The sequence below is a fragment of the Mesobacillus campisalis genome (assembly GCF_000986785.1).
GTDB lineage: Bacteria > Bacillota > Bacilli > Bacillales > Cytobacillaceae > Mesobacillus_B > Mesobacillus_B campisalis.
On record NZ_LAYY01000008.1, the window covers coordinates 142,199 to 164,677 of the forward strand.

Sequence of the window (22,479 nt, forward strand, 5' to 3'; positions counted from 1 at the left end):
TGGAAGCTTTCACCTTATAGCTGTTTTTCAAGAAACAATTCGTCAATCTTCTTCATTGCGCCTGGTTCGACTTCTTCAATCGCTGCAGCAGCCTGCTCGAGCGCCTCGCGATATTCATAATTCCTGAAATGCTCTTCCGCTTCCTTCAAACCCTTGTCAACCGACGGGAAGGAACTGCGGTACCGATTTCCGTACTGGATGACCCTTTCGGCCAGCCTGACATTTTCAACGGTTTCCGCTGTTGTATTGGCCAGCTTTTCCACCGTCAGCTCGGCAATCTCCAGATGCTGCTGGATAGTCGGTATATCAAGCGGTTTTTGCTCCAGCTTTTCGGATACATTTTGGATGCTTTCTTTAGCATCCTCAAGCAGATACTTATAATTCTGCGACAGTCCCGGCAAATTGCTCTTGGAAACCAGCTTCATGCTTCTGGTAATCTTCCTCGACAGCTCCCTTAGACTATCGCGGGCAGCCATTTCATCCTTCCGGAGGGCATTCAGCTTTTCTTTAAACTCTTTTTGTTCCGCGATGCATTCCTCGATCTCATCCTTCAATCCTGCGAGCTCCTCGCTCAGGAAACTGTATGCTGTTTCACCCTGAAGGACCCTCGCAGCGAGGACCTCGTACCTTTTCATCAGCTCAAAGAGCAATTCGTCCGCCCTGGAGTGAACCTCAAGTTCCTTATTTGGCAGGTGATAACTTTGCTGGACGGCTTCAATTTCCTCCTGGATCTTTTCGCTTGCATCCGCAGCCAAAATCAGCTGTTCTCTCATTTCTCCCTGATGAACGGTGACAAACCGGCGGGCCTCGACCTCTTTTTCAAGAAGGTCAAAGAGACCATCGATTCGCTGCTTCAGCTCCTCCATCCCCTGCCTGGTTTCAGCAACATCCCCATCGTCTATCACTGACTGGATTTGCGCAAGCCCGGCTCCGATTTCTTCGAGTTCTTTTTCAATGCCAAGGTGTCCAAGGGCATAGCCTTGCTCGGCCATTTCCCGGCAGCCTTCCTTCAATTCGCTGATTTGTGCGGGAAGTCCGATGTTGCAGTCATGAAGCAGCTGTGGGATCACTTCCAGTTTGACACCCATGTCTTCAAGGCCTGCCTTGATGCCAAGAAGGATTTCCCTTGCTTCCAGATAATCCCCGCTTTCGGTTTTCACGTCAAATTCCTGGAACTTTTCCAGAAGCCCGTTCAGCTGTTCCTCGAGCCCTTTTTCAGCTTTCCCGAAGCTGTGGCTGTGGGCGAGAAGGACCTTCCGGCTCTGGCGGTAAAGCTCCTTCAGCTCCTCCACTTCGGTCCGGTTCTTTTCTTCACTGCCAACAAGTTCATTCAGCTCCTCGAGGATTTTCCTGATTCTTTCTTCAAGTTCCTCGAGCTTCTCGTCGATACTCCCCAGCGCTTCTTTCGCTTTTTTGAATCTCAGCTTATCGGTAAATTCCTCCGCATCAAACAAAAGCTCTTCAATGCCTGGCAGTTCGACCGTAACAATTTCGTCCCATTCCTTCCGCCATCTCTCAAAAAGTTCTTCTGTCTGACCTGTCATATTCAATTGCTTTACCTTGGACATCTCGTCCAGCACCGGCCGGTTCATTAACTCAATCTTCCAGGCCTCGTATCGGTCAACTTCATTAAAGTACTTCCGTTTCATGAAATATCCTGTTAGAAAAAAAGCGAGCAGTACGCCTATACCACCAAAAATATATATCATTTCAATCCCCCTGGGTCTTTGGCAAACATCCGTTTGTAGCCTATGTATATAAAAAAGGAAATGTCATTTTTTATGTATTTATGATACCATGTAAACGACATTTTTTGACCAGTAAATTCATATTTTTGTTCAAATTATCGAAAAGCATCATAATATGTCACGCCATTCGTAAAATTTCCAGCCATTCAGGAGGTGGTCCAATGTTCAGGGATGGCCATGTCCATAGCAGGTTTTGCCCTCACGGAACAAAAGATTCTTTTGAAAGCTATATCGAAAAAGCCCTTTCCATCGGGATAAAGGAAATCTCTTTCACCGAGCATGCCCCATTGCCAGAAGGGTTTACCGATCCTGTCCCCCAGTCCGACAGTGCGATGGACAAGGATCATCTTGAGGCATACCTTGCCGAAGTAGACGCCCTCAAGCGGAAATACGCCGGAAAAATCACCATTCATGCAGGGCTCGAGGTCGATTTCATTGAAGGGTACGAATCAGAAACGGCACAGTTCCTCAACCTGGCAGGGCCCTTTCTCGATGATGCCGTCCTGTCCGTCCATTTCCTCAAGGATGCTTCCGGGTATGACTGTGTCGATTACAGCCCGGAACATTTTGGCAAGATGAAGGAGCGGTATGGGTCTGTGGAAGCCATCTACGAAAATTATTACCGCACTCTTTTAAAATCCATCCATTCGGACCTGGGGCCGTACAAGCCAAAACGAATCGGACATATCACCCTCATTCACAAGTTCCAGCTTAAATATCCTGTTGAAAGAGCCTTCACCAATGAACTGGATACGGTTTTAAAGGCGGTCAAGGAGAATGGCTATGAATTGGACTACAACGGGGCCGGAACGGCCAAACCGCTCTGCCGGCAAACCTATCCTCCACGGGACATCGCCGAAAAGGCAGCCGCCCTTGGCATACCTCTCATCTACGGCTCCGACGCCCACCAGGCAAAGGAACTGGGCCAGGGCTTTGACAGGACGATCCTGTACGAGACTGGCAGCGATATGAAAAACTAAAAACCGGCAGGCTGCCGGTTTTTAGTTTTAAAGAAGCAGGGCTCTGCAGGCAGACAGCTTCCAGCTGCGCTTACCTATATTGAAACAATCCTTCGTTCCGGCAGGGCTGGAGAGCCGCACAGCGCTCCATCAATCCACTGGAAAATTTCCCGGCTGTATTTGTCCGCAAAGTATTTTTCATGGGGCTGAATATGAAGGACTTCACTTACATAATGAATATTTAAAAATGGAGTCGCAAGCAGGCTTTTAAGCTGCAGGATGGCAAAAGACACAGAATGTTTCCTGAACTCTCCGGTATTCATCCCTCTTTCCAGCACTTTCTTAAAATAGTAGCGTTCTTTGACGTGGTAGGTTGACATGACTTCACGCACCATTTGGGAATCGATCGACATTTCCCTGAGAATCAATCGGGTAAGCTGGGTATTTTGGCACTGGTATCTTAACACGTTTTCCACCATCTGCTTCAGGCACAATCCCGCTCCTTCATCCAGCAGGGAGTACCCCTTTTCCAATTCCGCAATATAAGGTTCAAAATAAGCTGTAAAACAATGCTCGAGCAGCCCTTTCTTACATTGAAAATGGTAGGCGATATTGGCTGGATTCACTCCTGCCTTGGATGCAATGTCCCGAATGGATGTCCCGCTGTATCCTTTCGTGTTAAACAGGAACAGCGCCGCCTCCACGATGGCTTCCCTGGAATTTTTCCGCATTCTTTTCACCCCTGCCTTTTTCTGTTCTTCCCCTCATTCAGTCCCAGACCGTCCACCGTCAAAAGCTATATCATAACAAGTTCTCGCTGCCTTCCCGTTTTCCTTTAAAAACCTGTCGACAAATTACTTCCTTTTTCCTTCCTTTTTGGTAAAATGGATAGAGCATTTTTGCAGAAAAGGGGGAATTATCATGTTTAAGGTCGAATCATACAACGCTAACCGCGAAAATAATTATCAATTATTGCTAAAGCAACTAAAAGCGCTGCTGGAGGGAGAAACCAACCCTGTTGCCAATTTCAGCAATGCTTCTGCGCTGCTGAATCAATTTCTTGATAGAATCAACTGGGTAGGGTTTTACCTTATGGAAGACGGGGAATTGGTACTCGGTCCTTTCCAGGGACTACCCGCTTGTGTCCGGATTCCTGTCGGCAAAGGGGTATGCGGCACTGCGGTCTCCAGAATGGAGACCATCCGGGTAGCAGATGTCCACCAGTTCCCTGGCCACATTGCATGCGATGCAGCTTCCCAATCAGAAATCGTGATTCCAATGGTCGACAATGGAAAGCTTGTGGGTGTGCTCGATATCGACTCTCCTGAAAAGGATCGCTTTGATGAACTGGATCAGCGCATGCTCGAGGAGTTTGTTTCATTGCTAATGAACCTATATAAAGGGTGACTTGTGATTCACTAAAAAACAGCTGCCCATGCAGCTGTTTTTTTTAGCATTTTTCTGAAGCAGCGCTTAAGGCCTGCTCCAGGTCTCCCCATATGTCCTCCCATGCTTCAAGGCCGACAGACAGCCGAAGCAGGCTGTCATCTATCCCCATTTTTTCCCGATCTTCCCGGGGAACCACAGCATGGGTCATCGTTGCCGGATGCTGGATGAGCGTTTCTGCATCCCCAAGACTGACAGCAATCTTAATGAGTTTTAATTTATCCATGAATGCCTGGGCATTTTCCTTTGTGCCTTTTATCGTGAAGGAGATAAGCCCCCCAGGCCTGCGCATCTGTTTTTTAGCAATGCTGTAATCGGGGTGTCCGGGATTTCCGGGAAAATATACGCTTTGCACTGCGTGATGGGCTTTCAGGTAAGCGGCGAGCTTTTCGGCATTTTCGCAGTGCCGGTCCATTCTGACATGCAAAGTTTTCAGGCCCCTCAGGAGCAGCCAGGCATCGAACGGGGATATGACCCCGCCCATATCCTTAAGGGTGGTCATGGCCACTTTGCTCATAAATTCCTCGCTGCCCGCTGCCAAACCGGCTATCACGTCTCCATGCCCGCAAACATACTTGGTCGCGCTATGAATGACCACATCGCAGCCCTTCTCCAGAGGCTTTTGGAGATAAGGCGAACAGAAGGTATTGTCCACCACGACCGGAATGCCTTTTTCCTTCGCAGCCTCCGCCACCATTTGCAGGTCCACCAGCCGCATCGTTGGATTGATTGGGGTTTCGATATAAATGCAAACCGTGTTGGGGCGAATGGCCTGCAGGACACTTTCCCTGCTTTCCATTAACGAGAAATCATGATCGACATTAAACTTATCCTTCATAAGCTGCAGGAGCCCAAATGTACAGCCGTAAACCCCTTGGGAACAAAGGATATGGTCGCCAGCCTTCACGATGGAAAACAGGACGGAAGAAACGGCGGCCATGCCCGAGCCAAATGCCAATGCCTTTTCGGCTCCCTCGAGCGCTGCCATCCTTTCTTCAAGCACCTTCACAGTCGGGTTGCCCAGCCGCGAATAGATATACCCTTCCTCTTCCCCGGCAAACCGCCTTTCCCCCTGGGCCGCATTTGCGAATGTAAATGTACTGCTCTGAAATAATGGCGGCACAAGGCTCCCGCTGTTCTCTCCCGAATCATACCCCATGTGGATGACATCTGTTTCAAAGCGTTTATTCTTCTCCATGCTTCTCCTCCTGTTTTATTGTAAGCGTTTACAAACCACCACTTCTAGAATATGATATGGCTGCGGATATGAAAAGGGTTTTGTCCTTTTAAAAATACACCTTGACTTTTACGCTTTAAAAATAATATAATACTCTTTGTGTAAAATATCGCAGCCTAAGTGAAGACCTTTATGAGTGTATTTTGTTCCTCAAAGACCTAATTGCTTTGATGGTGCATCGTGTAACCCGCTGCTGCTAGGGCGAAGGTGCATGAAAACAGAATACGCATACTGCGTTTCACGAACTGTTTTTATTTTACCGAAATAAAAACACAAGGAGGAGTCATTCATGGCTCGTTATACCGGCCCAAGCTGGAAACTATCCCGCCGTCTTGGAATCTCTCTAAGCGGTACAGGTAAAGAATTAGAAAAACGCCCTTACGCACCAGGTCCACATGGTCCTAACCAGCGTAAAAAGCTTTCCGAATACGGATTGCAGCTTCAAGAGAAGCAAAAGCTTCGTCATATGTACGGAGTAACTGAGCGCCAGTTCCGCAACCTGTTTGACAAAGCAGGCAAAATGGCAGGCGTTCACGGTGAGAACTTCATGGTTCTTCTTGAATCCCGCCTTGACAATGTTGTTTACCGTTTAGGTCTTGCCCGCACTCGCCGTGCAGCTCGCCAGCTGGTAAACCATGGCCACATTCTTGTTAACGGATCTCGCGTAGATATCCCATCTTACCGCGTAGCTCCTGGCCAAACAATCAGCCTTCGTGAAAAGTCCCGCAACCTTGATGTTGTTAAAGAAGCAGTTGAAGTGAACAACTTCGTACCTGACTACTTGACTTTCGACGCTGATAAGCTAGAAGGAACTTTCACTCGTCTTCCTGAGCGTTCTGAACTTCCAGCTGAAATCAACGAAGCTCTTATCGTTGAATTCTACTCTCGTTAATCATAGCAGTAACAAAAACCCCCTTCCGGAAACGGCAGGGGATTTTTGTTTTGTGGATTGCAGGGATTGCTAGTTTGGTTGGACTGTAGAGTGGAGGGGTGGCATGGGGAGAGGAGGCATTCGGACTGGATTTCCTGTTTTCTCTCCGGCCCCTGTCCGAATGAGAGCTCCATGCGGACTCGATTCACGCTTTTCCCCCGCCCCTGTCCGAATCTCCCGCTGCCTCCTCCATCCAGGAACTGAGGCTCTCACTAAAAAAACCTCCCGGCAAGCCGGGAGGTTACGTATTTAGTATTTAATAAGGAAGTATTTTTTCTTGCCGCGGCGGATAATCGTGAATTGGTCTTCAATCTGGTCCGCTGCGCTTAATACATAGTTCGTGTCTGTCTGGCGCTCGCCGTTAATCGACACAGCTCCATTGCTGACGTCTTCCCGCGCCTGGCGTTTTGATGGGCTGATTTTAGCCGCAACAAGAAGGTCGACCAGCCCAAGCTCCTCGCCTGCAGGAGCCTCATAGGATGGTACATCCTTGAAGCCTTGCTTAATTTCGGCCGCAGAAAGGTTTTTCACATCACCGCTAAACAGAGCGGCCGAAATTTTAATAGCCTGCTGCAATGCTTCCTCTCCATGTATCATCCTGGTCATTTCTTCGGCAAGAGCTTTTTGCGCCTTTCGCAGATGAGCCTCTTCCTGAAGGGATGCTTCCAATGCTTCAATTTCTTCCCTGGAAAGGAAGGTGAAGAATTTAAGGTATTTTACGACATCGGCATCCGCTGTGTTGATCCAGAATTGGTAGAACTCGTATGGTGATGTCTTTTCCGGATCAAGCCAGATGGCGCCGCCCTCCGTTTTGCCAAACTTTGTTCCATCTGCCTTGGTTACCAGCGGAATCGTCAGGCCATATGCCTTTGATCCTTCAGGAGCCATTTTGCGGATCAGCTCAAGGCCGGTGGTGATATTGCCCCATTGGTCGCTGCCCCCGATCTGCAGTTTGCACTGATGGTTTTCATATAAATGAAGGAAATCCATCGCCTGAAGGATGGTGTACGTGAATTCGGTAAACGAAATCCCTGTCTCAAGACGGGAGGAAATCGTGTCCTTGGCAAGCATATAGTTGACGCCGACATGCTTCCCGAAGTCGCGCAGGAATGTCACCACGTCGAGTTTGCTGGTCCAGTCATAGTTGTTCACCAGGATGGCCCCATTTTCTCCTTCAAAATGAAAAATCTGCTGAAGCTGTTTTTGGATGCCTTTTACATTCCTTTCCACATCCTCAAGCGTTTGCAGCTTTCTTTCCTCACTTTTTCCGCTTGGGTCCCCAATCAGCCCTGTTGCCCCGCCGACCAGGACAATTGGACGATGGCCGTGATTCTGGAAACGCCTTAAGGTTAAAAACGGCAGAAGGTGCCCGATATGCATGCTGTCAGCCGTCGGGTCTACACCGCAATATAACGAAATTTTTTCCTTATCCAATGTTTCAGCAAGACCTTCCTCATCTGTCTGCTGGTAAACTACTCCACGCCATCTCAAATCATCCAATAATTCCATTGCGTTTTCCTCCATTACATAAAGTAAGCTCCGTTGGGTTCCTTTCAGCCCGGAACGCTCCGCATGAAAATAAAAAGCGCCCCTGCAATAAATGCAGGGGCGCTGTATGCGCGGTACCACCCGGCTTGAAAACAAATTGTCTTCCACTCGAAAAGATAACGGTTAGACCGTCCGCTGCTACTGATTTCCCAGCGGCGCTCGGGGAGGTAATTCATCCTTCTATTTGTACCGGCTCGCAGCCTCCGCCGGCTTTCTGGAAACAGGGATAGAAGCACTACTGGATTCCCGTCAAAGCTTTTTATAATATTATTAAAGCATTTTTACCATATATTCAGGGATATTGTCAAACTGCATGATGAAAAAATCAGGAAATTGTAAACCGCTGTCATTTCCCCTGCCGTGTTTATGCTATAATGAATGTGTTTTAGGGGGAGTGATAATGAGTCAAGAAAAACGCGGATGGAAAGATAGATTCACATCCTGGTCGGCTTTTTTTACAAATAAACGAACAGTAAAAAGCGCCAGGGTTACTTACAGTGTCGTCTGGAACCTGCTGTTGCTGTTCCTCATCATCATCGTCATCGGGGCCGGCTTTGCCGGCGGCGCAGGTGCAGGGTATTTTGCATCACTTGTAAAGGATGAGCCAGTCCGTTCCTATGATAAGATGAAGAAAGAAATCTACAACTATGAGGAAACATCCAACTTGTTTTTTTCGGATAATGTCTACCTCGGAAAACTTCGAACCGACCTGTATCGGGAAGAAGTGGAGCTGAAGGATATTTCACAGCACCTGATCAATGCTGTCATTGCAACAGAAGATGAGTATTTTTACGAGCATGACGGGGTTGTGCCCAAAGCGATCATGCGCGCCCTGTTCCAGGAAGTGACCAATTCGGCCAACTCTTCTGGAGGAAGCACGCTGACGCAGCAGCTGATAAAAAATCAAATCCTGACAAACGAGGTTTCTTTTGAAAGAAAGGCAAAGGAAATTCTGCTTGCCTTGCGCCTCGAGCGTTTTTTTGAAAAAGAGGAAATTCTTGAAGCCTACTTGAATGTCGCTACCTTCGGCCGTGATGCTTCCGGCAATAACATCGCTGGCGTCCAGGCGGCCGCAAGGGGAATTTTCGGCGTCGATGTCAAGGATCTGACCTTGCCGCAGGCGGCATTCATTGCTGGACTGCCGCAAAGCCCATTCGGCTATACTCCTTTCAGCAGCGATCAGGGAAAGCTGAAGGAAAATCTGGAGCCCGGGCTGTCGAGAATGAAAACCGTCCTTGAAAGAATGCATACCGGCGGTTTCATCACGGAGGAAGAATATAATCAAGCGTCTGCCTACGATATCACAAAGGACTTTCTAAAAGAGGCAGACAGCGGAAATACAATTGAGGAGTACCCGTATCTCACAATGGAAATTGAAAAGAGGGCCAAAGATATCCTCGCGAAGATTTTGGCTGAGCAGGCAGGCTATGAGCCGGAGGATTACGATAACGATAAAGACCTCCGGGCTGAATTCAATGCCCTGGCTGACCGGAACATGCGCCAGAGCGGCTACAATATCCATACGACGATTAATAAAGAAATCTATGACCGCATGCAGGAGGTCGCAAAGAACTTTCAGCTGTATGGAAGCAACAAAACCATCCAGCAGCGTAATCCTGAAACAGGCAAGATGGAAAACGTTACCCTGCCGGTAGAGCTGGGAGCCATCCTGATTGAAAATAAAACTGGAAAAATCATCAGCTTTGTCGGTGGCCGTGATTTTAAACGGGAACAAGTAAATCACGCTACGTTTGCAAAGAGACCAAACGGTTCCACGATGAAACCATTGCTTGTCTATGCTCCGGCCATGGAGCTAGGAAAGCTTCATCCGGGAAGCGTGCTTCCAGACGTTGAAGTTTACCTTAATGGACCAGGAAAACCGTGGCCAAACAACTACGACAGAAGCTACAGCGGCTTGACTTCAGCACGCTATGCACTGACACGTTCCTATAACGTTCCTGCTGTCGTCGCCTACAAAAATATTGTGAACCAAAGGCCGACGACGTTCCTGGAGAAGATGGGCTTCACTTCCCTCGAGAAGGATGACCATACGAACCTTTCGGCATCCCTTGGCTCCATTGCGGGTGTAACTGTTGAAGAAAATGTCAATGCCTATGGAACATTTGCCAACGGGGGCAAATTTATCGATGCGTACATGATCGATAAAATTACCGATAAGGATGGCAATGTCATTTTTGAACACAAATCCGAGCCTGTGGATGTATTCAGTCCGCAGACAGCCTATTTGACGGTTGATATGATGCGCGATGTCATCACCCGGGGCACAGCCACCTCCCTTAACAACCGGCTGAAATTCAGTTCGGACTGGGCAGGCAAAACGGGAACAGGCCATAATTATTATGATTCCTGGTTTGTTGCCACGAATCCCAATGTCTCATTCGGCGTTTGGAACGGATATGACGTGAACCTGTCATTGGAGAGATCTTATAAAGGAGTAAGCTATGGGATGCGGAATATTTATCTTTGGGCTGACTTGATGAACGCAGCCTATGATGTGGATCCCAAGCTTGTCGATCCGGACCAGCGTTTTGAAATGCCAGGCGGGATTGTCAGAAGGTCTTATTGCTCTGTTTCAGGCTTGCTGCCTTCCAAAGCTTGTTCTGATGCAGGACTGGTCCAGTCAGACCTCTTTATCGCCAAGTATGCACCGACAAAGGTCGACGACAGCCTGTCGGCGAGCAGATTTGTAAGGGTTGGGGATAAACGCTACTTCGCCCTCGATTCCACACCAGGCGAATTTGTGGAAACTGGCGGGGTAACGATTGATCCAAGCTACATGGAAAGCCTCATTGGCCATAAGATTAAAAATCCATCCCAGCTTGTGCCCGGAAAAGAAGCCTGGTCCAACATCCTTGTGGCCAGCTCCAAGCTGAATGAAAACGGCCGTACGCCATCTCCGCTTAAAATCAGTGCGAGCGGCAAGACGATAAAGTGGAGTTCTCATGGCGATAATGATGTGGTCGGTTATCGGATATACAATAATGGCAAAAAAGTTGCGAGCATCAAGTCTGGATCATCGCTATCCTATTCTGCCGGAAATGGATCCTTCCATGTGACCGCGGTTGATATCGCAGGCAAGGAGTCCGCCCCTTCCAATATGGTAAAGATTGGCGAGGAGAAACCTAAGGAAAAAGAAGCGGAGAAACCAAAACAGGAGAATAAGCCAAAAGCAGAGGATACACCAAAGCCAGCTGATGGCGAAAAGCCTCCGGAAGAGACACCTGATGATCCTGAGGATGAAAGCTAAATCATATTTTTGTGCGGAGGATGGCTCCTCCGCCTTTTGTTATCAAAGACGCAAAAAAGGAACCGCGGAACGGTTCCTTTTTTTGCATGAAAGCCCTGCGGTTGGCGCAGGCTTCCTAGTCTTCCATCGTTGATAAATCACCTGTCGGAAGGTCGAGCTCCCAGGCCTTTAGGACGCGGCGCATGATTTTACCGCTCCGGGTCTTCGGCAGCTTGTCACGGAAGTCGATTTCCCTTGGTGCAGCATGGGCTGCGAGACCCTTTTTGACAAACTGGCGGATTTCTTCCTTCAGTTCATCCGACTGCTCGTAGCCGTCCCTTAAAGCGATGAATGCCTTGATAATTTCGCCCCTGACCGGGTCCGGCTTCCCAATCACTCCGGCTTCTGCCACTGCCGGGTGTTCGACCAGCTTGCTTTCTACCTCGAACGGGCCAACACGCTCTCCGGATGTCATGATGACATCATCAATCCGGCCCTGGAACCAGAAATAGCCATCTTCATCCATATAAGCGGAATCGCCTGAAACATACCAGTCGCCAGGCATAAAGTAGGATTCGTATTTTGGCTGATTGTTCCAGATTGTATGCATCATTGAAGGCCAGCCCTTTTTAATGGCCAGGTTGCCCATGCGGTAAGGCGGAAGCTCTTCGCCGCGGTCATCGACAATCGCCGCCTTGACTCCTGGAATAGGCTTGCCCATTGATCCCGGCTTAATCTCCATACAAGGATAGTTGCAGATCAGCTGAGCGCCTGTCTCTGTCATCCACCAGGTATCATGGATACGCAGGTTGAAGACCTTCATGCCCCAGCGGACCACTTCCGGATTCAGCGGCTCACCTACGCTCAGAATATGGCGCAGGCTTGAAAGGTCAAACTTCTTGATAACTTCATCCCCTGCTCCCATCAGCATCCTGAACGCCGTAGGCGCACTGTACCAGACGGTCACACCGTATTCCTCTATCATGCTGTACCATGTTTCCGGACTAAAGCGTCCCCCCACCACAACATTTGTTGAGCCTGTCAGCCAAGGTCCGAATATTCCATAGGAGGTGCCAGTCACCCAGCCGGGGTCTGCTGTACACCAGTAGACATCCTCTTCCTTCAAATCCAGTACCCATTTGGCCGTCTGGTAGTGCTGGACCATGGCATTATGGACGTGCAGCACCCCTTTTGGCTTCCCTGTTGAGCCGGAAGTATAATGGAGAATCAGTCCATCACTCCGGTCGACCCATTCGATTTGAAGCTTTTTACTGGCAGCGGCCAGCTTCTTGTTAAAATCAATGAACTTTCCGGACTCTTCAATATCATTTCCTACCAGGAAAATATGCTTCAATTCCGGCAGTTCCTCCACTGGTACGCGCTTTAGAAGTTCCGGTGTTGTCACAAGGACCTTTGCCCCGCTGTCCTGCAGACGGTCACGCACCGCTCCCTCCATGAATGCTTCAAACAGCGGTCCGACAATGGCCCCAAGCTTGATGGCACCAAGCACCGCGAAATATAGTTCCGGAGAGCGCGGCATGAAAATGAATACCCGGTCTCCCTTCTCTACATCACCATATGTTTTAAACACATTCCCAGCCTGGTTGGAATATTCCTTCATTTCCCTGTAAGTATATTTTTCCTTGCGGTTTCCTTCCTGATAAAAAAGGGCTATTTTATTTTTCCGGAATCCTTCGGCATGGCGGTCGACTGCTTCATACGCCATGTTCACCTTGCCGGTATCGGACCAGGAGAAGTTCTTTTCGGCCTCCTGCCAATTAAATTGGCTATACGTCTCTTCATAGTTTTGGAGATTGTGAGACCCCTTGATTACTGGTAACGCTTCCACTTTCATTCACGTGTCCCCCTTAACTCATCGTATTTAAAAAACATTATAGTATAAATATGTTATTTTCACAATTTTTAAAATTGTGGAGAATAACATTTTTTATCAAAACCACCTGTTTTCTGGCTGGCCGGATAAGACAGAAAATTTAGTGAAAACGCTTTTATTTTTCCATTTTCATGTATAATAGAGAGGAGAATTCCAACTGTTTTGGTGGTGACTGAATGGAACATAAAAAAACTTACAACGCAAAAGAAGTAAAAACGGTCCATGGAAGCCTGATTATCGAGGGCCCTGTTTCTTCCGAAAAAATTGCAAATTTGGAGTTCCACCACGATTTGGTTGCTTTCAGGCAGCCCGCCCAGCAGCATCAGGCCCTGATTGAGATTGCCAAGTTGCCTGAAGGCAGAATCATTATTGCCAGGCACGAGCATATGATAGTCGGCTATGTTACCTATCTGTATCCGGATCCGCTTGAGCGCTGGTCGGAAGGCGGCATGGAGGATTTGATCGAACTTGGGGCCATTGAAGTTATCCCGAAGTTTCGCGGTGCCTCAGTAGGCAAAAACCTGCTGGTCGTTTCGATGATGGATGATGCAATGGAAGATTATATTATTATTACGACAGAATATTATTGGCATTGGGATTTAAAGAGCACTGGGCTGAATGTATGGGAGTATCGGAAAATGATGGAAAAAATGATGAACGCGGGGGGTCTTGAATGGTATGCGACCGATGATCCCGAAATCAGTTCCCACCCGGCGAATTGCCTGATGGCAAGGATCGGAAAAAGAATTGGCCCTGAATCGGTTGAAAGATTCGATCGTTTAAGGTTCATGAACCGATTTATGTATTGATCCTCAAAATCTATCAATCCAGCAAGGGGGACTATGATGATAGTAGAAGAAATCATGCAGAGCGACGTAAGGACGCTTAAGCCCGAAAATACGATTGAAGAAGCCTGCGACCTGATGGAGAAGAAAAGGATTAGGCATTTGCCGATTGTCAATGGAAGCGGGAAGCTGGTCGGCCTCGTAACGGACCGTGATATCCGCGCTGCACTTCCTTCCATTTTCCTCCGCAAGGATGACCAGGGCATACTGGCCAAACCGCTTGAAAGCTTGATGACGACCGAGCTGATCACCTGCCATCCGCTTGATTTTGTCGAGGAAGTCGCAGCACTATTTTATGAGCATAATATCGGCTGCCTTCCTGTAGTCAATGACCGGAAGCTTGTTGGGATTATAACAGAAACAGATTTGCTCCACACTCTTGTGGCCTTGACAGGAGCGCATCAGCCCGGATCGCAAATCGAAGTGAAAGTCCCTAACAAGGCAGGCATGCTGAACAGTGTGGCTTCGATTATCAGTGCAAGGAAAGCAAACATCTCCTCTGTCCTTGTCTACCCCGATCGGCAGGATGCAAGCTATAAGATTCTTGTGTTCAGGGTCCAGACCATGAATCCCATCAGCCTGATTGATGATTTGAAAAAGGCGGGTTTCAATGTACTATGGCCAAATCTTCCGGGGGTTTCATCATGAGCGGCAATTCCGTTTTCGTCTATTCAGAGGATTTGCTTAAATACAAATTCAGCAGCCATCATCCTTTTAACCAGCTGCGCCTGAAATTGACGCTTGACCTTCTCCAGAAGGCAAATGCCATCTCGGATGAGCAGATCATTGTTCCTCGCCCCGCAACCGAGGACGAGCTGTTCCTGATTCACGACCCCGATTATGTAAACGCTGTCAGGCTTGCCGGCCATGGTCAGCTTCAGTCCGAGGCAGCGGATGGATTTGGCCTTGGAACGGACGATACCCCAATTTTTGAAAATATGCATGAAGCAAGCTCCCTGCTCGTGGGAGGAACCCTGACTGCGGTAGATCAGGTAATGACCGGCAAAGCTAGTCATGCCCTCCATCTTGGGGGCGGGCTGCACCACGGATTCCGCGGTAAAGCGTCCGGCTTCTGCATTTACAATGACAGTTCAGTAGCCATCAAATACCTGCAGGAAAAATACAATGCGCGGGTATTATACGTGGATACGGATGCCCACCATGGCGACGGCGTGCAATGGTCCTTTTATGACGACCCGAATGTATGCACACTCTCCATACACGAGACAGGAAGGTACTTGTTTCCCGGGACAGGAAATGTGAACGAACGCGGTCAGGGAAAAGGCTATGGCTATTCCTTCAATATTCCGGTCGATGCGTTTACGGAAGATGAGTCCTGGCTGGATGCGTACCGGCAGGCGATTACCGAAGTGGCAGAGTTCTTTAAACCTGACGTTATCCTCACCCAAAATGGAGCGGATTCCCATTATTACGATCCGCTGACACATCTCTCGGCCACGATGAAAATATATCGGGAGATTCCCAAGCTGGCCCACCAGATCGCCCACCAATATTGCGGCGGCAAGTGGATTGCCGTCGGCGGCGGCGGCTACGATATATGGCGGGTGGTGCCGCGCGCCTGGGCGCTGATCTGGATGGAAATGACCGAAAACCCGAATTGCCATGGCCTTCTCCCCGAAAAATGGATACAGGAATGGCAATCTAAAGCCGAGGTGCCGCTTCCAAAGGAATGGGAGGATCCTGACGGGATTTATCAGCCCATTCCCCGGAAACAGGAAATCACAGAAAAAAACAGCCAGACACTTGAAAAAGCACTCTATCCAATCAGAAGCCAGAAGAAGTCGGAGGAATTGGAACCAAAGGCAGAGGCTCCACGAAAACAATAAAAGAAGACCGCAATTAAATGCGGCCTTTTTTTATTATTTCGTGGACTGCCTGTATTCAATTCTATGCGGCAGGAGAACTGTTTGATCTTCTACTGTCTCCTTGTTCATCAGTTTAGTCAGGAGCCTCATCGCAACTGCGCCGATGTCGTATAAAGGCTGGACAATCGTTGTCAGCTGGGGACGGACCATCAGGGCCAGCCTTGTATTGTCAGAGCTGATCACCTCAAAGTCTTCCGGCACGTTATATCCGCGATCCACTGCACCGTGTACAACACCAAGTGCCATTTCATCGGAACCTACGATGACGGCTGAAGGCTTTTCTGGCACCTCAAGAAGCTTTTCCAGCGCCTCCAAACCTGAATCATACGTATAATCACCTTCAATCACCAGATCCTCTTCATAGCCAAGCCCGGCCTCTTCAAGTGCACGCTTGTAACCGGCAAGCTTCTTCTCCGTATTAATTGGTTCATGGAGCGGTCCAACCACAAAGGCGATTTTTTCATGCCCTTTATCCACCATAACCTGAACGGCATCAAATGTTGCTTGCTCATAGTCGATATTGACAGTCGGAACGCTCTCGGAACTTTCAATTGATCCGGCAAGAACAATCGGCACAGGTGATTTTTTAAATTCGTCCACATGTTCTTCCGTTATATTGCCACCCATGAAAACAATGCCGTCCACTTGCTTGCCCAGCATTGTATTCAATAGGTGAAGCTCTTTTTCCTTATTCTGGTCAGAGCTGCTGAGGATGATATTGTATTTGTACATGGTGGCAATATCCTCGATTCCTCTGGCAAGTTCCGCAAAAAATGGGGAGGAGATATCGGGAATGACAACTCCTACCGTTGTTGTCTTTTTGCTCGCCAGCCCTCTTGCTACTGCGTTAGGACGATACCCCAGCCTTTCAATGACTTCGAGAACCTTTTTCCTGGTCACCGGTTTTACATTGGGATTGCCATTGACAACCCGGGAAACCGTTGCCATCGATACATTCGCTTCCCTTGCGACATCGTATATTGTTATATTCATGAATACCACTCCTTACATTCCGGCACATATCTTTTCTGTTAGTTTACAGCATAATCAACAATATTAAACATTTTTGAGATTGTGATTATATGTACAAGAATAATCCTGTTATTAATCATACGATATCCACGCCATTCCCGCAATCTGAAGGGGTGTTTTTTTCAGAAAATGCCCATATATTTTGCATAAAATCAGCTTCATATGATTAATAGCCTATTCTTCCAAGAAAAAACCTCCCCTGCTTAAAAGAGGGGAGGTGCTCGTTAATTTTAGATATGAACAAAAGAGGATGCACGAAGAGAGTTGACAAACTCATCGAACTGCTTAAGATCCATTTGCTGTGCGTTGTCTGACAGGGCTACAGCCGGATCCGGATGTACTTCTGCCATTACGCCGTCCGCCCCAATAGCCAAGGCTGCTTTCGCAGTTGGAAGAAGCAGGTCCCTTCTTCCTGTGGAATGGGTAACGTCCACCATGACAGGAAGATGCGTTTCCTGTTTTAGGATAGGTACCGCTGAGATATCAAGTGTGTTTCTGGTAGCTTTTTCATATGTGCGGATGCCGCGCTCACAAAGAATGATCTGTCCATTTCCTTGGGACATAATGTATTCAGCCGCATTGATGAACTCCTCGATGGTGGCTGACAGGCCTCTCTTCAGGAGAACAGGCTTGTTGACTGCACCTGCTGCTTTTAAAAGCTCAAAGTTCTGCATGTTGCGCGCACCGATTTGGATCACATCAATGTAGTCCACAGCCGTTTCAATATCGTTCGGATGGACGATTTCACTGATGACAGCCATATCATATTCATCGGCAACCCTTTTAAGGATCTTTAGGCCCTCGAGGCCCAGTCCCTGGAAGTCGTATGGAGATGTCCTTGGTTTATAAGCGCCTCCGCGAAGCAGCCTGAAACCTTTTTCTTTGACTGCTGCCGCCACAGTTGCAACCTGCTCATATGATTCAACCGAACATGGTCCGAAAACAAACTGCTGGCTGCCATCGCCAATTTTAACACCTTTCACATCGATGACGGTATTGTCCGGTTTTTTCTTGCGTGAGACTAAAAGCGCTTTGCGGTGGTCATCCTCCTGAAGCTCCAGGCCCGCCTTGAAAATTTGCTTGAAGATATGTTCAACCGTCGAGTTTTCAAACGGTCCGTCATTATTTTCCTTGATTAGGTCAAGCATGTGGCGTTCACGGACAGGATCGTAACGGTAAACCCCCTGCGTCTCTTTCGCCTTGCCAATTTCCTGTACAAGCAGGGCTCTCTCATTGATTAGGGAAAGCAGCTCCAGATTTAATTCATCCACGCGCTTTCTTAGTTGGTCCAGCTTTTCGTTGCTCATTATCGTCCCGTCCCTTCGAATTTAGTTATCAGAATCTTACTGCTTTTTTATATTAGGGTTATTATATATGAATTAGTAAGGATTGTCACGAACTTCTTTATTAATTAAACGCTTTTAAGCGCTAAAGTAACATAAAGTAAAGATAATTGCCTATGTAAATGATGAATCCCGGAATGTGCAAAAAACATCCATGGATGCCATGGATGTTTATTTGCTTTCCTGTACAGCTTCAGCCAGGGACTTTTTCGTGATTTTCCAATGAGATGCATGCCAGGAAACATTGGAGTTAGAAAAAAGAATGGCCTGCGGCGACTCATGCTTAATATGATATTTTTCGGCAATATGATTGGATAATGGCCTTGCCTCCTGCACCGCCAAATAGTAACACGGAACCGAATTTTCTGCTGAAAAGCTTTCGTATTCATCAAATGCTGCCTGGCTTATTGGGCATGTCAGGCTGTGTTTGACCATCAGGAATGTTGTCCCATCTTCGGTAAGCTTGTCAAATTCCTCAATTGAACTGATTTTATTCACCATACTCACTCCTCAAAAATTTCTGTTTATTATAAAAATAAGCGGTGAAGCAATTCTATCACTTCACCGCCTGCAAAAACAACTTTACTGATTCAGTTTTTCTTCTGTTTCATCAAAAGCTGCCTGTGTTTCTTGCAGCTTTCGCTGGATTTCCTCGTTGGTGGCCGTGTGGGTCTGCTCCATGCTGCTGGTTTCGGCCATTGAAGTAGGGACATTCTCCAAATCGCCCTCAGGCCCCTCATTCTGGCCTTGGCCCTGTTTCCCTTTTACTTTGCTGACCAAGTCTGAGGATTGCTGGGAAACGGTCTGTGCAAGCGAGTTGGCCTTTTCCTTCGCTGTGGATGCAAGCTCGCTGCTCTTCGTAATGGCTTTGTCCTTTTGCTCATTCAAGGTCGTGCGCAATTCCTTGCCTGACTTTGGCGTCAAAAACAAGGCAGCCGCAGCCCCAGCAAGGCCTCCAATGATGGCGCCGATTAGGAAATCGCGTGAATTCGTGCCGGAATCATTCCGTGCGTTTAATTCTCTTCCGCTAACTTCTCTTCCGTTAAATTCTCTTCCATTGAATTCCCTGTTTGACATGGTATCATCACCTCTTCTATTAGTATCTTTGCCTTTCCTGCCCTCTGGCAAGGACTCTTTCATGCTCTCGCTCCTGCTCTTTGGCAATAAGCCTTTCCCGTTCCCTGGCCAGGCTGCGCTCGCGCTCCTGCTCTCTGGCAAGGACTCTTTCACCTTCGAGCTGGTGGCTGATGGGGCTTGTCCTTCTGGATTTCCACTTGTCCTTCAGTTCAAGGAACACATTTCCCCATTGAACGACTTGGGAAATCTTATCCTGGTTCTTATCGATTTGGCTGTCTACCATTGTGCTGATCGTGTGGATTGACTGGTTAAACCTTTGTACAGAATTGCCGACATCTTTAACGGCTGTTACCACTGTGTTCAGGCTCTCCGATTTCTGTTGGATATCGTCAGCCAGCGTGTTGGTTTTATGTAGCAACACGGTTGTTTCCCGGGTCACCCCGTCCAGCTGCCTCTCCAGGCCAGTGAGCGTATTGGCAACGCTGTCCAGCGTCATCTGCAATGATTTTAACGTTTTCGCCAGGTAAATGACCAGTACCAGAAAAGCGACGGCTGCCAAGGCAGCACTTAAATAAAGAATGATTTCCATCGTATGCACCTCCGTTTAGCTTACAGTCTTTTTACCCTGACTTAAGGGATATAAAACACTTAGGTTCTTATGTATTCTTCTTAATCGTTCCCAATTCCTTCCCTCTTTATCATAAGGATTACTTTAGGAAAAAACCAGACCATGAGGTACAATAATACTGTGTTTTTTTACAATAACCTGGAGGGATGCACATGAAAGACCCGCGTATTGCCAAATTGGCAAAGAATTTAATCAACTATTCCGTTAAGCTTCATAAAGGAGAAAAAGTGCTGATTGAAAATTTCGGCCTGCAGCGCGAGCTTGTTACGGCACTGGTAAAAGAAGCTTATGAAGCTGGAGGCTACCCATTTGTCCTTCTAAAAGACCACCAGGTAGACAGGTCCCTCCTGCTGGGCGCCAAGGAAGAACAGTTTAATATGATGGCCGAGTTCGAAGCGAATGTAATGGACAAAATGGATGCCTATATCGGTCTTCGCTCTGGAGACAATATCAATGAGCATGCTGACGTTCCCGATGATAAAATGAAAATTCACGGCAGTACGATTGGCAAAAAGGTACATAGAGACATCCGTGTCCCAAAAACAAAATGGGTGGTTCTCCGCTACCCGACTTCTTCAATGGCCCAGCTGGCCAAGATGAGCACAGAAGCCTTCGAAGACTATTATTTTAATGTATGCAACCTGGACTATGGCAAAATGGACAAAGCGATGGACGCGCTTGTCGAACTTATGGATAGAACGGATAAAGTCAGGATTACCGGCCCTGGCACCGAGCTCAGCTTCTCCATTAAGGATATTCCAGCCATAAAATGCGCCGGCGAGATGAATATCCCTGATGGCGAGGTATACACCGCCCCAGTGCGGGAGTCTGTCAACGGAACCATCACTTACAACACTCCCTCTCCATATCAGGGTTTCACTTTTGAAAATGTCTCCCTTACATTCAAGGACGGGAAGATTGTGGAAGCATCAGCTAATGATAGCGAGCGCATCAACAAAATTTTTGACACGGATGAAGGTGCACGCTATATCGGCGAATTCGCCATTGGCGTCAATCCTTACATCCAGACGCCAATGCAGGATATCCTGTTTGATGAAAAAATAGATGGAAGCTTTCATTTTACTCCTGGGCAGAGCTATGACAATGCCTACAATGGAAACCATTCAAATATCCACTGGGACATGGTCAACATCCAGCGGCCGGAATACGGCGGCGGCGAAATTTATTTTGATGATGTCCTGATTCGCAAAGACGGACGTTTTGTCATTGGGAAACTCGAAGCACTAAATCCCGAAAACCTCAAATAGAAATGAAAAAAGGCATCGATTTTGGAAATCGATGCCTTTTTAAATGGATGCCGTGTAAGGTCACTACACTTTTAGTGTGTCTTCATAGGCTTGCTGGAATTTCTGGATATCCCCGGCCCCCATAAAAACGATTACGGCATTTTCATGCTTTTGCAGCACGGAAGTATCCTCTTCGGAGATGGTTTCTGCGCCTTCCACTTTTTGCCGAAGATCTTCAATGGATAGCTTTCCGTGGTTTTCCCTGGCAGAGCCAAAGATTTCACATAAATAAACTTTATCCGCCTGGCTCAGGCTGTCTGCAAACTCCTGAAGGAAAGTTTGCGTCCTTGTGAACGTATGCGGCTGGAAAACCGCAATGATGTCGCGGTCAGGGTACTTCTGTTTTGCCGCATCAATGGTCGCCTTGATTTCGGTAGGGTGGTGCGCATAGTCGTCAATGATTACCTGTCCGCCAATTTCCTTTTGGGAGAAGCGGCGTTTTACACCCTCGAAGGTCTTTAATTGCTCTTCAATGATCTTCGCATCGATTCCTTCATAATTGCAAAGCCCAATGACAGCCAGTGCATTAAGGACATTATGGTCGCCATATGTCGGAATGGAGAAAGTATGATAGAACGTATTTCTAACAAATACATCAAAGGTAGTTCCATCTGTCGACTTCACTACGTTGCGGGCTTGAAAGTCGTTTTCCTCGGCAAATCCGTAGAAAACCACAGGAACTTTTGCCTGGATTTTCTGAAGCTGTTCATCATCGCCACAGGCAAAAATACCTTTTTTCACCTGCCACGACATTTCCTGAAAAGCAGAAAAAACATCTTCGATATTCGCGAAGTAGTCAGGATGGTCAAAGTCGATATTCGTCATAATGGCATAGTCAGGAAAGTAGGATAAGAAATGGCGCCGATATTCACATGCTTCAAACACAAAATATTCGGCGGCCCTGTCCCCTTTTCCGGTACCGTCCCCAATAAGGAAAGAAGTGGGCTTTCCACCCTTCATCACGTGAGCGAGAAGACCCGTAGTCGATGTTTTCCCGTGAGCGCCAGTGACCGCCACACTGATGAAATTTTCCATGAATTCACCAAGGAAGCGGTGGTATCGGACAACCGGAAGGTCCAGTTCCCGGGCTCGTTCGATTTCTTCATGTGTGTCCGGATAAGCGTTACCGGCGATGATGGACATCCCTGGCTGTATGTTTTCCTTGTCAAACGGAAGGATCTTTATTCCGGATTGTTCAAGGGCGTACTGGGTGAAAAATTGTTTCTCGACATCAGAGCCCTGTACCTGGTAGCCCATATCATGGAGAACCTGAGCCAACGCGCTCATTCCAGACCCCTTTATACCTACAAAATGGTAAATAGTCATATAAAGAACCTCCAACAAACGTCTG

General features: G+C 47.7%; 19 protein-coding genes and 1 other annotated feature. Of the genes, 8 read left to right on the forward strand and 11 right to left on the reverse strand.

The genetic code is table 11. From position 1 onward, the window contains the following. Positions 1-14 precede the first annotated feature (14 nt). Entirely contained in the window at positions 15-1,709 is a 1,695-nt protein-coding gene (gene ezrA / locus WQ57_RS09305; protein WP_046523481.1) for a septation ring formation regulator EzrA, read from the reverse strand. A 200-nt stretch (positions 1,710-1,909) separates the two neighbouring features. Here ezrA and hisJ point away from each other — a divergent pair, with 200 nt between their 5' ends. Next, complete coding sequence (hisJ, locus tag WQ57_RS09310) at positions 1,910-2,728, forward strand: histidinol-phosphatase HisJ (protein ID WP_046523482.1); 819 nt, start codon at positions 1,910-1,912, stop codon at positions 2,726-2,728. A 74-nt stretch (positions 2,729-2,802) separates the two neighbouring features. Here the strand turns inward: hisJ and refZ are convergent, their stop codons facing one another. Continuing rightward, complete coding sequence (refZ, locus tag WQ57_RS09315; protein ID WP_046523483.1) at positions 2,803-3,438, reverse strand: forespore capture DNA-binding protein RefZ; 636 nt, start codon at positions 3,436-3,438, stop codon at positions 2,803-2,805. A 190-nt stretch (positions 3,439-3,628) separates the two neighbouring features. On the opposite strand from refZ, the gene WQ57_RS09320 reads away from it, so the two are divergent. Next, positions 3,629-4,114 carry a GAF domain-containing protein gene (locus WQ57_RS09320; RefSeq protein ID WP_046523484.1) on the forward strand — a complete coding sequence of 162 codons (486 nt, stop codon included), beginning with the start codon at positions 3,629-3,631 and terminating at the stop codon, positions 4,112-4,114. Positions 4,115-4,157: 43 nt separating this feature from the next. Here the strand turns inward: WQ57_RS09320 and megL are convergent, their stop codons facing one another. Next, positions 4,158-5,351, reverse strand: a complete 1,194-nt coding sequence (megL, locus tag WQ57_RS09325; protein ID WP_046523485.1) for a methionine gamma-lyase — start codon at positions 5,349-5,351, stop codon at positions 4,158-4,160. A gap of 328 nt (positions 5,352-5,679) precedes the next feature. Between megL and rpsD the strand changes: the two genes are divergently transcribed. After that, on the forward strand, positions 5,680-6,282 hold the full coding sequence (gene rpsD / locus WQ57_RS09330; RefSeq protein WP_046523486.1) for a 30S ribosomal protein S4: 603 nt from the start codon (positions 5,680-5,682) through the stop codon (positions 6,280-6,282). A gap of 288 nt (positions 6,283-6,570) precedes the next feature. On the opposite strand, the gene tyrS is transcribed toward rpsD, so the two are convergent. Further along, entirely contained in the window at positions 6,571-7,830 is a 1,260-nt protein-coding gene (gene tyrS, locus WQ57_RS09335) for a tyrosine--tRNA ligase (protein ID WP_046523487.1), read from the reverse strand. Positions 7,831-7,922: 92 nt separating this feature from the next. Next, positions 7,923-8,131 (reverse strand) — a binding site (T-box leader). 138 nt (positions 8,132-8,269) lie between these two features. Here tyrS and WQ57_RS09340 point away from each other — a divergent pair. Next, a complete protein-coding gene (locus tag WQ57_RS09340) occupies positions 8,270-11,137 on the forward strand; it encodes a transglycosylase domain-containing protein (RefSeq protein WP_046523488.1) in 2,868 nt (955 codons plus the stop codon). Positions 11,138-11,252: 115 nt separating this feature from the next. On the opposite strand, the gene acsA is transcribed toward WQ57_RS09340, so the two are convergent. Further along, positions 11,253-12,971 carry an acetate--CoA ligase gene (gene acsA, locus WQ57_RS09345; RefSeq protein ID WP_046523489.1) on the reverse strand — a complete coding sequence of 573 codons (1,719 nt, stop codon included), beginning with the start codon at positions 12,969-12,971 and terminating at the stop codon, positions 11,253-11,255. A 215-nt stretch (positions 12,972-13,186) separates the two neighbouring features. Between acsA and WQ57_RS09350 the strand changes: the two genes are divergently transcribed. The 3 genes from WQ57_RS09350 to WQ57_RS09360 are packed head-to-tail and all read left to right on the forward strand — an operon-like array spanning position 13,187 to position 15,702. After that, positions 13,187-13,819 carry a GNAT family N-acetyltransferase gene (locus WQ57_RS09350; RefSeq protein WP_046523490.1) on the forward strand — a complete coding sequence of 211 codons (633 nt, stop codon included), beginning with the start codon at positions 13,187-13,189 and terminating at the stop codon, positions 13,817-13,819. 36 nt (positions 13,820-13,855) lie between these two features. After that, positions 13,856-14,503 carry an acetoin utilization AcuB family protein gene (locus WQ57_RS09355; RefSeq protein ID WP_046523491.1) on the forward strand — a complete coding sequence of 216 codons (648 nt, stop codon included), beginning with the start codon at positions 13,856-13,858 and terminating at the stop codon, positions 14,501-14,503. Continuing rightward, positions 14,500-15,702 carry an acetoin utilization protein AcuC gene (locus WQ57_RS09360; protein ID WP_046523492.1) on the forward strand — a complete coding sequence of 401 codons (1,203 nt, stop codon included), beginning with the start codon at positions 14,500-14,502 and terminating at the stop codon, positions 15,700-15,702. The genes WQ57_RS09355 and WQ57_RS09360 overlap by 4 nt, the downstream gene beginning before the upstream one ends. A gap of 33 nt (positions 15,703-15,735) precedes the next feature. Here WQ57_RS09360 and ccpA read toward each other — a convergent pair whose 3' ends face one another. The 5 genes from ccpA to WQ57_RS09385 form a co-directional block, all read right to left on the reverse strand. Beyond that, positions 15,736-16,734, reverse strand: coding sequence for a catabolite control protein A (gene ccpA, locus WQ57_RS09365; protein WP_046523493.1), 999 nt, complete (start codon positions 16,732-16,734; stop codon positions 15,736-15,738). 269 nt (positions 16,735-17,003) lie between these two features. Beyond that, on the reverse strand, positions 17,004-18,080 hold the full coding sequence (locus WQ57_RS09370; protein ID WP_046523494.1) for a bifunctional 3-deoxy-7-phosphoheptulonate synthase/chorismate mutase: 1,077 nt from the start codon (positions 18,078-18,080) through the stop codon (positions 17,004-17,006). Positions 18,081-18,287: 207 nt separating this feature from the next. After that, positions 18,288-18,614 carry a bacillithiol system redox-active protein YtxJ gene (gene ytxJ, locus WQ57_RS09375; RefSeq protein ID WP_046523551.1) on the reverse strand — a complete coding sequence of 109 codons (327 nt, stop codon included), beginning with the start codon at positions 18,612-18,614 and terminating at the stop codon, positions 18,288-18,290. Positions 18,615-18,698: 84 nt separating this feature from the next. Beyond that, entirely contained in the window at positions 18,699-19,193 is a 495-nt protein-coding gene (locus WQ57_RS09380) for a YtxH domain-containing protein (RefSeq protein WP_046523495.1), read from the reverse strand. Positions 19,194-19,212: 19 nt separating this feature from the next. Beyond that, complete coding sequence (locus WQ57_RS09385) at positions 19,213-19,782, reverse strand: DUF948 domain-containing protein (RefSeq protein ID WP_046523496.1); 570 nt, start codon at positions 19,780-19,782, stop codon at positions 19,213-19,215. Between the two features lie 191 nt (positions 19,783-19,973). Between WQ57_RS09385 and WQ57_RS09390 the strand changes: the two genes are divergently transcribed. Further along, the gene (locus WQ57_RS09390) at positions 19,974-21,089 is read left to right on the forward strand and encodes an aminopeptidase (protein WP_046523497.1); all 1,116 of its coding nucleotides are present in this window, start codon (positions 19,974-19,976) and stop codon (positions 21,087-21,089) included. A gap of 63 nt (positions 21,090-21,152) precedes the next feature. Here the strand turns inward: WQ57_RS09390 and murC are convergent, their stop codons facing one another. After that, entirely contained in the window at positions 21,153-22,454 is a 1,302-nt protein-coding gene (murC, locus tag WQ57_RS09395) for a UDP-N-acetylmuramate--L-alanine ligase (protein WP_046523498.1), read from the reverse strand. Positions 22,455-22,479: the final 25 nt, after the last annotated feature.